We start from the raw sequence: 14,273 nt of genomic DNA on the forward strand, positions 1-14,273 counted from the left end.
GAACCCCGCTAAGAACCTCGCGCGGTAACACTGCCGCGGGTACAGCAAAGCCCGCACGATACCTCCACAGGAGGCACCGCACGGGCTTTGAAGATACGTAAGCGAGCGCGCACCAGCTGAGTAGCTACGCGGACGCGCTAGGACTCTCGCGCCAGGATTCTTAGGCAGAAAGCTCAGGCAGGAACGCCGCCACATGCTCCAACAGACGCACGGACAGTTCCTTCTTCGAACCGGAGAACACCGGCGCCTCATCATTCAGAGTCGACAGCAGCGTAATCGTGTTATCGTCCGTGCCGAAACCACGATTCACACCCACCGTATTGACCGCCAAGAAGTCCGTACCCTTACGCTGCAGCTTCTCACGACCCAGCTCCAACGGAGTCTTCTCCGCCGAACCGGTCTCCGCCGCAAAACCAACAATGAGCTTCGGACCGAGGGTGCTCTCCCCCGCCTCACGAGCCTGCTGGCGGCGCACAACGACCTCACGCAGAATATCCGGGTTGCGCACCAGCTGAATCACTGGCGCATCCTCAGAATCGGCGCTCTTCTTAATCTTGAACTCGGCAAACTCAGCGGGCCTAAAATCAGCCACCGCCGCGGACATAATCAGCACATCCGCCGCCGCGCTCGCCTCCAGGGTCGCCTCACGCAGCTCCAGGGCGCTCACCACGCGGGTTACTTGTACACCCTCCGGCGCGGGAACCTCAAGGTTCGCGCCAATCAGGTGCGCGGTCGCGCCCAGGTCGCGTGCCGCCTCCGCGAGCGCCACGCCCTGCTTGCCGGTCGAACGGTTGCCGAGGAAGCGTACCGGATCCAGCGCCTCACGGGTGCCGCCAGCGGTAATGACCACGAGGCGGCCTGTCAGAGGGCCACGCAGCGATTCGGATGCGCCAGTTGCCCGACCCGAATCAGCCTGACCAGGTTCAGCCTGACCCAGCAGCGCCGAAGTCAGCGTCGCCGCACGCGCCGCCGCCATACGCTCCTGCTCCGTACCCGTGTACAGGGGCTCAGTCGGCGCGTAACCGGGCGTGTACACCGGGTGCACCTGCCCCTTCGGGAAGCGGGCAATCACATCCAGCGCGACCGCGAAAATATCCTCCGGCTCGGGCATGCGACCCGGACCAGAATCCGGACCCGTCAAACGCCCAATCGCAGGCTCAATCACGTGATAACCCCACGAACGCAGCGTCTGCACGTTCGCCTGAGTCGCCGGATGCTCCCACATCTGGGTGTGCATCGCCGGCGCCAAAATCACCGGGGCATGCGTCGTCAACACCGTAGAGGACAGCAGATCATCCGCACGACCAGCCGCCAAACGAGCCAGCAAATCAGCGGTCGCCGGGGCAATCACCACAGCGTCAGCCTGCTCGGCCTGACGCACGTGGTTCACCTCCGGCACGCGGTCAAACACGTCCGTCGAGACGGGGTTGCCGCTTAGCGCCTCCAGAGTGGGAACACCCACGAACTTCGTCGCGTTCGGGGTGGGCATGGCGATTACCTCGTCGCCATTCTTCGCAAAAAGACGAAGGAGCATCGCCGCCTTATACGCGGCAATGCCCCCTCCAATACCAACGATAATGCGCATGGTACGTCAAAGAATCCTTGTAAAAAGCAGATTACTCAGCGGACTCGTCGAGGATAACCTCTTCGATAGCAATAACCTCTTCGCTACCTGCGGGGATGTACTCCTCCTCGATAGCGCCAGAGAACTCAGCCGCGCTGAAATCGATCACAGCGGACAGATCCTCGGGAACGGGGTAGCCGTCCTCGTCGAACTTAGCGTCCGGGCGGTGCTCTGCCACAACACGGTCAGCAATGATTTCACGCATTGCCACCGACAGGGACTTCTCGTTCGACTCAGCGTCAACCAGCGGGCCAACGTGCGCAGCAGTATTGTCCTGCAGGTTAGCGTAGTACGCGTTAATCTGGCGTGCACGGCGGGCACCGAAAATCACCAGGCCGTACTTGGACTCCGCCTTCTCAATCAGCGCGTCAGCGCTGGGGCTCACGATGCCCTCGGGAGCGACACCGTCAACGAAGTTGTAGTCCTCGTGTTCCTTGATTTCGTTTGCCACTAAAAACTCCAAATAGCTTGATGGAATGTACGTACCGAACACCCCCGTACACCGTTCGCGCTATGGCGCAAACCGGGCGCACTGAGGGCACGGTCAAAACTAAAGAACTATTCTACCCTCTCAACGGCTAAAACGCACGTACCAGCCTGGACAAAAGGTGTCAGCCTATATAAAAAGGTGGGGGCCCGAAGAAAACTCTTCGAAACCCCCACCATTCACAACGCCTCGCGGCAGAACTACAGGTCGGAAGAAACTCTAGCCCCACCGCAAACGCAAAGCATGCAGATTAGGCGGCGCCAATCAGCTCAGCGATCTCCTTCGCCGCACGCTCAACAGAGTCGTTGACGACCGTGACGTCAAATTCCTTCTCAGCAGCCAGCTCAACCTTCGCGGTTTCAAGGCGACGAGCTTGCTCCTGCTCACTCTCGGTACCTCGACCCACCAGACGCGACACCAGCTCATCCCAGCTCGGAGGAGCCAAGAAAATCAGGCGAGCATCAGGCATGGTCTCGCGAATCTGGCGAGCACCCTGCAAGTCAATCTCAAGGATCACCGGGCGGCCAGCATCCAGGGCCTCCTGGACCTTAGCGCGCGGAGTACCGTACTTGTTCTTACCGTGCACCACAGCGTACTCAAGCATCTGACCGTCAGCGATCATCTGGTCAAACTCTTCCATCGAAACGAAATAGTAGTGAGTACCGTCAACCTCACCGGGGCGAGGATCACGAGTGGTAGCGGAAACAGAGAACCACACGTTCGGGTAGTTCTCACGAATGTACTGGCACACCGTACCCTTGCCAACAGCAGTGGGGCCAGCCAGTACGGTGAGAGTCGGCTGAGACATAGCTTCCTTACTGCGCCTTCATCGGCTGAAGGCACGAGGTATTAGGGCTGAGAAGACTCGGAAGACTGACCAGCAGTCTTACGACGTGCACGGTTCAAATACCGCGAATTACGGTTGAAGTACTCCACCATCTTGCGACGCTGGTGTACACCAAGGCCGCCAAGGCGGCGAGTCGGTGCAATATGAAGTTCTTCAATGATGCGTTCAGCGCGAACGGCACCAATGCCCGGAAGTGCGCGCAGCATCTGCCCCACCGGCATTTTAGCCAGTGCAGGGTCGGAATCGACCATATCGAGCACCTGACGCACGGAAAGTTCACGGTCACTCAGTGCACGCTTAATTTCCTGGCGGTGTGCTCGGGCAAGTACTGCCTTCTCGCGGGCGGAGGCGCGCGCATCCTCAGTTAGCGGAGTCAGCGGCATGGTTGGGTCCCCCATTTCTGCGAGTTATAGAATTTTACTTATCAACTAATGTATCACGGATAGCACGAGAAACCTCGTTCCACCCGCGGCACTCACCCTCGCACCAACAATGCGTCTACGCACGTCAGCACGTAAATATCAGGGAGTACCCCTATAGCATAGCGGAGTATTCGCCCTATCAAAAGCGGAACCACACACGCGCCTCATAGAGCGGGCGCACTCCCCCGCTGCCAAGGTGAGCAAACTCGCATCGGTGCGAGTATGCGGCGGCACAATATGCATCAGAATGTACCGGAAAATTGCGCCAAAACAGGCTCACAGAAGGGTTGCGAAAAAGGGCGCGCACCCCGAGCAGACCCTCAACAGAATCCACTCGGAGCACACGCCCCTCACGCAACACGCGAACTATGCGCCGCGAGCCGCCAACAGGTCATCACGAGCCGCCTGCGCAGCCTTCGCCAAACCCTCAACCGACGGGCCAGCAGCCAGCACGCCACGGCTAGAGTTCACCAGCACCTGCGACTCAACGCCCGCGAACACGCGGTACAGGTCAGCGGCCGAAGCACCCTGCGCGCCGTAACCGGGCGACAGAATCGGGCCGTTGAAGGAACCCAGGTCAATGCCCAGGTCAACCAGCGCCTGGCCGACGGTCGCGCCGACCACCAGGCCGCACGGGCCCATCTGCTCCCACTGACGGGAGGTGTTCTCGGCTACCGCCGCGGCAATAATGCGCTTGGCCACCGCGCCCTCGGACTCCGACGCACCCACGTGCTGCACGCTCTTACCCTCGGGGTTCGAGGTCAGCGCCAGCACGAAGGTGCCGCGGTCATTCTGATCAGCCAAATCCAGTGCCGGACGCAGCGACTCGAAGCCCAGGTACGGGCTCAGCGTCACCGAATCGGTACCCAGCGGCGAAGACGAGCCAAGCCACGCATCCGCGTACGCCTTCATGGTCGAACCGATATCGCCGCGCTTAGCGTCAGCAACAATCAGCACACCATCAGCGGCAGCGCGGGCGAACAGTGCCTCCAGCACAGCAAGACCAGCCGAACCGTGACGCTCAAACAGCGCCACCTGAGGCTTCAACGCCGCCGCAAACGGGGCGCAACCCTCATAGACCGCCTCAGTAAAAGCAGCCAGACCGGCAGCAGAATCCTCAAGACCCCACTGCTCCAGCAGGTTCGGATGCGGGTCAATACCCACACACAGCGGGCCGCGCTCCGCCATCGCCTTCGCCAGACGATCACCAAAAGCAGCGGACATTACGCCTCGCCACCCTCAGAACGAGCATCCACAGCGGCAGCCAGCTGAACGCCGTGCTCCTGCAGGCTCATGATGTCCCAGCTGTGCTCACGCAGAGCATTAATCGCCTGAACAGCCGCAGCGAACTCAGAAATGGTAGTCATGACCGGGCAGCCCACCGAAACCGCAGCGGCACGAATCTCGTAACCATCGCTACGAGCAGCACCACCGGCAGGGGTGTTCAGAATCAGGTCAATATCACCGTTGCGGACCATGTCCACAATCGAGTGGTCGCCATTCGCCTCAGCGAACTTCGAAGCCACAATCACCGAGTTCAGGCCGTTACGGCGCAGAATCTCAGCGGTACCACCGGTCGAAACGATCTCAAAGCCCAGCGACTCCAGCATCTTCGCGTAAATAATGACGTTACGCTTATCGTGGTTAGCCACCGAAATGAACACCTTACCGGAGGTGGGCAGCGGCGAACCAGCACCAGCCTGAGCCTTCGCGAACGCGGTGTCATAGTGCTTATCCAGACCCATGACCTCACCGGTCGAACGCATCTCCGGGCTCAGCAGCGAATCCACCACAACACCCTCAGGGGTGCGGAAACGAGCGAACGGCAGAACCGCAGCCTTCACAGCAATCGCGGTTTCCTCCGGCAGGGACGCGCCATCCATGTTCGACGGCAGGTAGCCCTCAGCCTTCAGCTCAGCAATGCTCTTACCCAGGCCAATCAGCACAGCAGCCTTAGCCATCTGCACGCCGGTAGCCTTCGACACGAACGGAACAGTACGAGACGCACGCGGGTTCGCCTCAATCACGTACAGGTTCTCAGACACGTACGCGAACTGAATGTTAATCAGGCCGCGCACACCGGTGCCGCGAGCAATCTTCTCGGTAGCGTCCTTCACCTTCGCGATGATGTCCGGGCCGAGAGTAATCGGAGGCAGAGTACAGGAAGAGTCACCCGAGTGAATACCGGCTTCCTCAATGTGCTCCATGACGCCGCCCAAGTACAGCTCCTCGCCGTCAAACAGAGCGTCAACGTCAATCTCGATAGCGTCCTCAAGGAACTTATCAATCAGAGCAGGCTGCGAAGGCGAAACCTCGGTAGCGTTCTCCAGGTAGCGTGCCAGGTTCGCCTCATCGTAGACGATCTCCATGCCACGGCCACCCAGCACGTACGAAGGACGAACCAGAACCGGGTAACCAATCTCATCAGCGATGCGCTTAGCACCCTCGAAAGTGAACGCAGTACCGTTCTTGGGCGAAATCAGGCCGCCCTCCTCCAGCACGCGGGAGAACTCGCCGCGGTCCTCAGCCAGATCAATAGCCTCGGGGGTGGTGCCCAGAATCGGCACGCCCGCATCCTTCAGGGCACGAGCCAGCTTCAGCGGAGTCTGACCGCCCAGCTGAACAAACACGCCCATCAGACCGCCGGTACGACGCTCCGACTCAACAATCTCAAGCACATCCTCAAGGGTCAGCGGCTCAAAGTACAGGCGAGTCGAAATATCGTAGTCGGTTGAAACGGTCTCGGGGTTGCAGTTGACCATGACGGTCTCGTAACCGAGCGAACGCAGCACCAGCGAAGCGTGCACACACGAGTAGTCGAACTCAATACCCTGACCGATACGGTTCGGGCCCGAACCCAGAATCATAATCGAGGGCTTCTCGTGGTGCGCAACCTCATCCTCCAGGTCGTAGGAGGAGTAGTGGTACGGAGTGAACGCCTCAAACTCGGCAGCACAGGTGTCAACAGTCTTGAAGACCGGGCGGATACCCAGAGCGTGGCGAACACCGCGCACAACATCCTCAGAAGAGCCGATAATCTCAGCAATCTGAGCGTCCGAGAAACCGTGACGCTTAGCCAGCTTCAAAGTCTCCGGGTCAAGGTTGTCACGCTTAGCGTGAACCACGCCGGCAACCTCATTCAGCAGCACCAGCTGATCCAGGAACCACGGGTCAATCTTGGTAGCCTCGTGCAGCTGCTCCACGGTAGCACCGGCCAGCAGAGCCTGCTGAACCTGGTAAATACGCTGAGTGGTCGGAACCTTAGTCTTCTCAATCAGCTCAGCCAGCTCAGCCTCAGACAGGGACAGCGGCTTGAACGAGAAGGACGCGCCCTTCTGCTCCAGCGAACGCATCGCCTTCTGCAGAGCCTCAGTGAAGTTACGGCCCAGAGCCATAGCCTCGCCAACACTCTTCATGGTGGTGGTCAGGGTCGGGTCAGCAGCCGGGAACTTCTCAAACGCGAAGCGCGGAACCTTCACAACCACGTAGTCGAGGGTCGGTTCGAAGGACGCCGGGGTCTTCTGGGTGATATCGTTCGGAATCTCATCCAGGGTGTAACCCAAGGACAGCTTGGTCGCAATCTTCGCAATCGGGAAGCCGGTAGCCTTCGACGCGAGCGCCGAGGAACGAGACACGCGCGGGTTCATCTCAATGACGATGATGCGGCCGGTCTTCGGGTCAATCGCGAACTGGATGTTACAACCACCGGTGTCCACGCCAACCTCACGAATCACGTTGATCGCGATGTCGCGCAGCTTCTGGAACTCACGGTCGGTCAGGGTCAGTGCGGGGGCCACGGTGATGGAGTCACCGGTGTGCACGCCCACGGGGTCGAAGTTCTCGATGGAGCAGACGACCACGACGTTGTCGTTGGTGTCACGCATCATCTCCAGCTCGTATTCCTTCCAGCCGAGGATGGACTCCTCCAGCAGGACCTCGCTGGTCGGCGAGTACTGAATACCGGCGCCGGCAATACGGTAGAGGTCTTCCTCGTTGTACGCCATACCCGAGCCGAGACCACCCATGGTGAAGGAGGGGCGGACCACCATCGGGTAGCCCAGCTCCTTAGCGGCTTCCAGCGCCTCCGGCATGGAGTGAACAATCACCGAGCGTGCAGACTCGCCGCCGGCGCGCTCCACCACGCCCTTGAATGCCTCACGGTCCTCACCAAGGTTAATCGCCTCAATGTTCGCGCCGATCAGCTCAACATTGTACTTGGAGAGCACGCCGCGCTCATCCAGGGAGATAGCCGCGTTCAGTGCGGTCTGACCACCCAGGGTCGGCAGGATTGCGTCCGGCTTTTCCTTCTCGATGATCTTCTCAATCACCTCGGGGGTGATGGGTTCAATGTAGGTGGCGTCCGCGAACTCGGGGTCGGTCATGATGGTTGCCGGGTTCGAGTTCACGAGGATGACGCGCACGCCCTCCTCCTTCAGCACGCGCAGCGCCTGAGTGCCGGAGTAGTCAAATTCCGCTGCCTGACCGATGACGATGGGGCCGGAACCGATGACGAGGACGCTATTAAGGTCAGTACGACGAGGCATTTATGCTTCCTTTGCAGTCTTGGTTGCGACCATCAGGTCGATGAAACGGTCAAAGAGGTAGGCGGAATCGTGCGGGCCCGCAGCAGCCTCGGGGTGGTACTGCACGGAGAACGCGGGGATATCCTTACAGGTCAGGCCCTCAACCACGTTGTCGTTCAGACCCACGTGGGAGACCATGACCTGACCGAACTCGGCGTTCGGTGCGGTCACGTAGTCGCCAATCGGCGCGTCCACAGCGAAGCCGTGGTTCTGCGCGGTGATTTCAACCTTGCCGGTGGTCTTGTCCATGACCGGCTGGTTGATGCCGCGGTGGCCGAAGGGCAGCTTGTAGGTGCCGAAGCCCAGGGCGCGGCCGAGCAGCTGGTTACCGAAGCAGATGCCGAAGAACGGGGTGCCCTTACGCAGCACTCCCTGCAGCAGCTCAACCTGCTCATCAGCGGTTGCCGGGTCACCGGGGCCGTTGGAGAAGAACACGCCGTCGGGGTTGTGGGAGTAGATGTCCTCGAGGGTTGCGTTTGCGGGCAGCACGTGCACGCGAACGCCACGCTCAGCGAAACGCTGCGGGGTCATCGACTTAATGCCCAGGTCCAGGGCGACAATGGTTGCGACCGGGGGTGCGAACCAGTTGAACTGGTGCGGCTCAACAGTGTAGGCGGTGTCAACCGAAACGGAGTCAGCGAGCTTACGGCCAGCCATCGGCTCGGAGGCGCGCACCTCCTCCAGCAGTTCAGCTTCGGGGCGTTCTGCGTGCTCACCGGAGAACACGCCCGCACGCATCGAACCGCTCGAACGCAGGCGGCGGGTCAGGGCGCGAGTGTCAATGCCCTGAATACCGATGATGCCCTGCTCGATGAGCTCTTCGTCGAGGGTGCGCTCAGAACGCCAGTTGGATGCCACGCGTGCTGCGTCGCGAACCACGTAGCCGGCAACCCAAATCTTGCGGGACTCAGCGTCGGTGGTGTTCACGCCGGTGTTGCCGATATGGGGAGCGGTCTGAACCACAATCTGACCCGCGTAGGAGGGGTCGGTCAGGGTTTCCTGGTAGCCGGTCATACCGGTCGAGAAAACCGCCTCGCCCAGGGACGCGCCGGTTGCGCCGTAGCCGTAGCCGCGGTAGACGGTGCCGTCCTCCAGGACGAGCAGCGCGCGGTCCGTACGCAGGGCGCCGGATCGTGTCATGTCAGTCATGCTCTTCTTCCTTTTCTCTGGTGTTCTCCCCCGCTTCCTGTACGGCCTCTACCGTGCAGGTTCCGGGGTAGTCTATGGTGCCTTCGGCGGGTGTTCGCCTGCCGTGGGGCAAAATCTTGGGGGTGGGTGCGCCGGGATATTGCACCGGGATTTAGGCTTCCGGGTCTGCCGCCCACTTCTCGGGCGCATCCACCGCGTTCGGGGCGATGCGGCGCAACTCCCGCAGTACCGCCTGCTTATCCTCAGCGTAGCGGGTGCGGAAGCCGGTCTGCACGCGGTGACCGTCGAGGGTCCAGCCGATGACGACCAGGCCGTCCTTCTCCACAACCTTGCCGGCCATGCCGCGGTCGGTGGTGATGACCGAGAGCTTCTTCGCCGGAATCCACAGGTCCTTCGCCCCGTCGCGGGTGAAGATGATGCTGTCGGGGTAGATCAGCAGGGTGGACTTGCTCTTGAAGCCGAGCGAATCGAATCCCACGCGGTCCAGCCAGTTACCGAAGATCGTGGTGCTGATGTACTCGCCCTCAAAAGCGGCGTCAGCAGTCATGCCTTCGTAGCGTTCGGGAACCTCCTTGAGAGAACCGAACATGTTGGACTGGCGGGCCAGGCGCGAGCGCCATCCGTGCCACATGCCGTAGATGCACAGGGCCACGAGGGCCAGGCAGACGATGGCGGTGATGAGCTTTCCCACGTGGGTTCTCTCTTTCGGTTGGTGTCTCGGTCGATTGTCTCGGCCTGGGTTGGTGGGGTTGGGGACGGTGCTCCCGGTTGCGTTCTATAGTCCCCGCGCGGCGGTGGCGGGCCTAAACCCGCCACCGCCGGCACGGTCACTACGCGGTTCACCTCGCGGCTGAGCGGCGCGAACTAACCTGTGCGAACTTACTTGCGCGGGGTGGCCAGCTTGCCGTTCAGCACGGTCGGGTGGCCAGCGTAGAAGGTTGCACGAATCGAGCCGGGCACCTCCATGCCGCGGTAGGGGTTGTTCTTACCCTTGGTTGCCTGCTCCTCCGGCTTGATGACGCGGGTTGCCTTCGGGTCGACCAGCACAATGTTTGCCGGTTCTCCTTCGGCAAGCGGGCGGCCCTGCTCGTGGTCCAGGCGACCAATCTTCGCGGGCTCCTCGGAGAGGATGCGTGCCACATCGCGCCAGGTAATCATGCCGGTGTCAACCAGGGTCATCTGGATGATGGACAGTGCCTGCTCCAGGCCGGTCATGCCGTTCGCGGCGCACGCCCACTCGCATTCCTTGGTCTCTGCCGGGTGCGGTGCGTGGTCGGTACCAATCACGTCGATGATGCCGTCAGCAACAGCCTGACGCAGCGCCATGACGTCCTCTTCGGTGCGCAACGGCGGGTTCACCTTGAAAATCGGGTCGTAGGTGCGTGCGGTCTCGTCGGTGAGCAGCAGGTGGTGCGGGGTTGCCTCCGCGGTGACCTGCACGCCGCGGGACTTAGCCCAGCGCACAACCTCAATGGAGCCCTTGGTGGACAGGTGGCAGATGTGCAGCTTGGAGTCCAGGTGCTCGGCCAGCAGCACGTCGCGGGCGATGATTGCCTCTTCAGCGACGGCGGGCCAACCGGCCAGACCCAGGTCAGCGGACACCTTGCCCTCGTTCATCTGGGCGCCCTCGGTCAGGCGCGGATCCTGCGCGTGCTGCGCAATAACGCCGTCGAAGGTCTTGACGTATTCGAGGGCGCGGCGCATCACGGCGGGGTCGTACACGCACATGCCGTCGTCAGAGAACACGCGCACGTTCGCGGTGGAGTTCGCCATGCCGCCAATGTCGGAGAGGCGCTCGCCCTTCAGACCCACGGTCACTGCGCCGATGGGCTGCACGCGGCACCATGCGGATTCCTTGCCGAGGCGGTCAACCTGCTCAACGACTGCGGCGGTGTCTGCCACGGGCATGGAGTTTGCCATGGCGAACACTGCGGTGTAGCCGCCCAGGGCTGCTGCGCGGGTGCCGGTCTCGACGGTTTCGGATGCCTCGTAGCCGGGCTGACGCAGGTGGGTGTGGATGTCGACCAGGCCGGGCAGCGCCACCTGGCCTGCCGCCTCGACGACCTGTGCGTCTGCGGCGTCAATGTTCTCTGCGATGCGGCTAATCACGCCGTCCTCGATGAGGATGTCGGCGACCTTTTCGCCGTAGAGGCTTGCGCCCTTGATCAGGTACTTGCTCATGGTGTTGGTTCCTCTCGTTAGGAAGGTCGTTTAGGATTCGTCGCCGGCGTAGAGCTTGGCGCTGGAGCCGTCGGTCAGAAGCAGGTAGAGCACCGCCATGCGCAGCGCCACGCCGTTGCTGACCTGGCGCAGGACCCAGGAGTTGGTGGCGTCAGCGGCTTCGGTGCAGATTTCCAGGCCGCGGTTCATGGGGCCCGGGTGCAGGATTGCGACCGGCTGCGGCTGCGCCTGCAGGGTTGCGAAGCGTTCGGCGGTCAGGCCCCACAGGTCGGTGTACTCCTCTGCGGAGGGGAAGTACGCGGCGTTCATGCGTTCCTTCTGGATGCGCAGCAGCATGACGGCGTCGGGGTTGGTGGCGATGGCTTCGTCGAAGTCGTGGAAGATTTCCAGGCCGGCTTCTTCAACCCAGGAGGCGGTGTTCAGCGGCAGCAGGGTCGGCGGTGCGACGAAGACGACCTGTGCGCCGAGGGTGGTCAGCAGCCAGAGGTTGGAGCGCGCCACGCGCGAGTGCAGGATGTCGCCGACGATGAGCACACGCATGCCGGACAGGTCGGTGCCGCGGGGGCTGTCGAGGCCGTCGCGTTCTGCCTTGTACTGGCGCAGGGACACGGCATCGAGCAGTGCCTGGGTGGGGTGCGCGTGGGTGCCGTCGCCCGCGTTGAGCACGGGGATGTCGGTCCAGCCTGCTTCGGCGAGGCGCTGCGGTGCGCCGGATGCAGAGTGGCGGATCACGAACGCATCCGCGGCAATCGCCTTGAGGGTCTGCGCGGTGTCCTTGAGCGACTCGCCCTTAGACAGGGAGGAGCCAGAAGCGGAGAAGTTCGTGACTGCGGCACCCAGGCGCTTCTCAGCGGCTTCGAAGGAGAGGCGGGTTCGGGTGGAGTCCTCGAAGAAGAGGTTGACGACGGTCTTGCCGTTGAGCACGTTGAGGGTGCGGTTTTCGGCTTTGACCTGCGCCATGTAGTCGGCGACGTCGAGGATTTCGATGGCTTCTTCGCGGGTTAGTTCGCGGGTGTCGAGCAGATGCTTCATGAGAGCCCTCCCAGCTGGATAATGTCAACTCGGTCTGTTGCGTTGTCGGTTTCGGTGAGTACGACGCGCACGGTTTCGCTGGCGCTGGTGGGCAGGTTTTTGCCCACGTGGTCGGCGCGGATGGGTAGTTGCCGGTGTCCGCGGTCTACGAGGACTGCCAGGCGTACGAGGGCGGGTCGTCCGTGGGCGTTGAGTGCGTCGAGGGCGGCGCGTACGGTGCGGCCGGAGTAGAGGACGTCGTCAACGAGAACTACGGTTTTGCCTTCAATGCCGATGGAGGGCATGATGCTTTCCCCTGCGGTATCTGGGGAGGTGGTGCCGCCGATTCGCTGGTCGTCGCGGTAGGCGGTGATGTCCAGGGCGCCGATTCGTGTTTCTGCGTTGAAGTTCGGCTCGATGGCTTGGATGCGGGCTGCGAGTCGTACGGCGAGGGGCACGCCGCGGGAGCGGATGCCGACGAGTACGAGGTTTTCTACGCCTTTATTGGTTTCGATGATTTCGTAGGCGATGCGGGTGAGGGCGCGGCGGATTTCGTCCTCGCTGAGGATGGTGCGGCCGACGGTGGTCGCGTCCTCCAAGGTGCTTTGAGGGGTTGCCAAATGGGGGGCTGCGGTTACGTTTCGCCCCTGGTTCGCGCCGGATGTGGGTACAGTTGACCCAGGCATAGCCGTCTCCTTCCCCGCCTCACGGGACGGATTTAAAGGTTTTGTGCTTCTAGTAGGGTACCACAGTTCACAGGCTACGTTCAGGTTCGGCGAGAGACCGCTCACGGTGAGGGGGAGACAGCGATGAGGCACGTACCGCGTCCCTTATCTGCGCTGCAATAAGCAGGATCTCGACAACATGGACAAATAGTGAGCCGGGGTGTGTGCTCCGTGGATATATGTTAGGGTAATGGCATCAACCGATAACATTCCGCTGAATTCCACACGTTGTTGTATGGATAATTCTGCGGTTTACACAACCACACACCAGAAAAGAACCAACAATGATGTTCAACCGTAGTTCCATTGCCGCGCTCTCGGCGGCAATGATGCTCACCCTGTCCGCTTGTTCCGGAGGTGCGCAGGTCAACGCAGAATCGAGTGCTTCCACTTCCGCAAGCGCTGAATCAGCAAGCGCTGAGGCTTCCGCAACTCCCACTCCTTCACCCACTCCGACGGGTTATGAGCCCGTGCTGATTCGTGCGAACGTTGATTTGGATAACCCGTCGAAGGAAGCAGCAGATGCGACCCTCAAGGCTGCATACGATGCGTTGGAACAGTACCGACGTGTTTGGAATGCATGGATGCATGGGAGCCTGGAGCACACGAGTGATGAAGAGCTGCTCCGATACGTGGATAAATCCTTCCTGGAAGACACAAAGGAGGAAGTGGAGAATATTCAAAAGTTCACAGAAGAAAACCACGGTCCTATCAAGGGCGAAATTGCCTTCAATAACATCGATCCAGTCACCTATGGAACCATGCACGACGATGGTTCTGTCTCATACAACACCGGCGCAACCATCACGTTCTGTGAAGACTGGAGTAACGTTCGCTCTGCTGAGGGTAAGAAATTTAAGGACCCTCAACTAACGCGACGGGTCTTTGTTCTTCGCCGTTCTGAAGATAATGCGTTTGTTGTTGTCAAATCTGAGACCCTTCATTACGGTTGCGGAGACGAAGCAGACGCTACGAGCGAGGCGACCGCATCCGCTCAAAGCGAGTAGTGATACTAAACGAGGCGCATACCGGACACGCAGGGCGGGGGCTCCGTCCTCAAGGCGCTCAGCGCCGCAGAGGGGGCACTCCCCCGCCCGCGTTGTCCGGTGTGCTTCCAACAGTCACCATTTCCATAGCCGTCTTTATCGGCACAACCACACACCAGAAAAGAACTAACAATGATGTTTAACCGTAGTTCTATTGCCGCGCTTTCTGCGGCAATGATGCTCACCCTGTCCGCTTGT

The 14,273-nt window shown here is 61.0% G+C and carries 12 protein-coding genes; 1 reads left to right on the forward strand and 11 read right to left on the reverse strand.

The window, feature by feature from the left end; all coding sequences use genetic code 11:
* Positions 1-160: 160 nt before the first annotated feature.
* The 11 genes from HMPREF2971_RS04710 to pyrR form a co-directional block, all read right to left on the reverse strand.
* Positions 161-1,585 carry a bifunctional phosphopantothenoylcysteine decarboxylase/phosphopantothenate synthase gene (locus HMPREF2971_RS04710; protein ID WP_070691635.1) on the reverse strand — a complete coding sequence of 475 codons (1,425 nt, stop codon included), beginning with the start codon at positions 1,583-1,585 and terminating at the stop codon, positions 161-163.
* Between the two features lie 31 nt (positions 1,586-1,616).
* Positions 1,617-2,075, reverse strand: coding sequence for a DNA-directed RNA polymerase subunit omega (gene rpoZ, locus HMPREF2971_RS04715; RefSeq protein ID WP_005508713.1), 459 nt, complete (start codon positions 2,073-2,075; stop codon positions 1,617-1,619).
* 286 nt (positions 2,076-2,361) lie between these two features.
* Complete coding sequence (gene gmk / locus HMPREF2971_RS04720) at positions 2,362-2,919, reverse strand: guanylate kinase (protein ID WP_005505951.1); 558 nt, start codon at positions 2,917-2,919, stop codon at positions 2,362-2,364.
* Between the two features lie 41 nt (positions 2,920-2,960).
* Entirely contained in the window at positions 2,961-3,341 is a 381-nt protein-coding gene (gene mihF, locus HMPREF2971_RS04725; protein ID WP_049352501.1) for an integration host factor, actinobacterial type, read from the reverse strand.
* 405 nt (positions 3,342-3,746) lie between these two features.
* Positions 3,747-4,604, reverse strand: a complete 858-nt coding sequence (gene pyrF / locus HMPREF2971_RS04730; RefSeq protein ID WP_070691638.1) for an orotidine-5'-phosphate decarboxylase — start codon at positions 4,602-4,604, stop codon at positions 3,747-3,749.
* On the reverse strand, positions 4,604-7,924 hold the full coding sequence (carB, locus tag HMPREF2971_RS04735; RefSeq protein ID WP_005505946.1) for a carbamoyl-phosphate synthase large subunit: 3,321 nt from the start codon (positions 7,922-7,924) through the stop codon (positions 4,604-4,606). The genes pyrF and carB overlap by 1 nt, the downstream gene beginning before the upstream one ends.
* Positions 7,925-9,112 carry a glutamine-hydrolyzing carbamoyl-phosphate synthase small subunit gene (gene carA, locus HMPREF2971_RS04740; RefSeq protein WP_070691639.1) on the reverse strand — a complete coding sequence of 396 codons (1,188 nt, stop codon included), beginning with the start codon at positions 9,110-9,112 and terminating at the stop codon, positions 7,925-7,927.
* A 151-nt stretch (positions 9,113-9,263) separates the two neighbouring features.
* Positions 9,264-9,803, reverse strand: a complete 540-nt coding sequence (locus HMPREF2971_RS04745; RefSeq protein WP_070691642.1) for a PH-like domain-containing protein — start codon at positions 9,801-9,803, stop codon at positions 9,264-9,266.
* 188 nt (positions 9,804-9,991) lie between these two features.
* Complete coding sequence (locus HMPREF2971_RS04750; protein ID WP_070691644.1) at positions 9,992-11,293, reverse strand: dihydroorotase; 1,302 nt, start codon at positions 11,291-11,293, stop codon at positions 9,992-9,994.
* 30 nt (positions 11,294-11,323) lie between these two features.
* Positions 11,324-12,325 (reverse strand): aspartate carbamoyltransferase catalytic subunit, encoded by a 1,002-nt coding sequence (locus HMPREF2971_RS04755; protein WP_049354673.1) that lies wholly within the window; start codon positions 12,323-12,325, stop codon positions 11,324-11,326.
* The gene (pyrR, locus tag HMPREF2971_RS04760) at positions 12,322-12,990 is read right to left on the reverse strand and encodes a bifunctional pyr operon transcriptional regulator/uracil phosphoribosyltransferase PyrR (protein ID WP_246825044.1); all 669 of its coding nucleotides are present in this window, start codon (positions 12,988-12,990) and stop codon (positions 12,322-12,324) included. The genes HMPREF2971_RS04755 and pyrR overlap by 4 nt, the downstream gene beginning before the upstream one ends.
* 323 nt (positions 12,991-13,313) lie before the next feature.
* On the opposite strand from pyrR, the gene HMPREF2971_RS04765 reads away from it, so the two are divergent.
* On the forward strand, positions 13,314-14,036 hold the full coding sequence (locus HMPREF2971_RS04765; protein WP_070634033.1) for a hypothetical protein: 723 nt from the start codon (positions 13,314-13,316) through the stop codon (positions 14,034-14,036).
* The last annotated feature ends 237 nt before the right edge of the window (positions 14,037-14,273 follow it).

This window comes from Rothia sp. HMSC066G07 (assembly GCF_001814485.1).
GTDB lineage: Bacteria > Actinomycetota > Actinomycetes > Actinomycetales > Micrococcaceae > Rothia.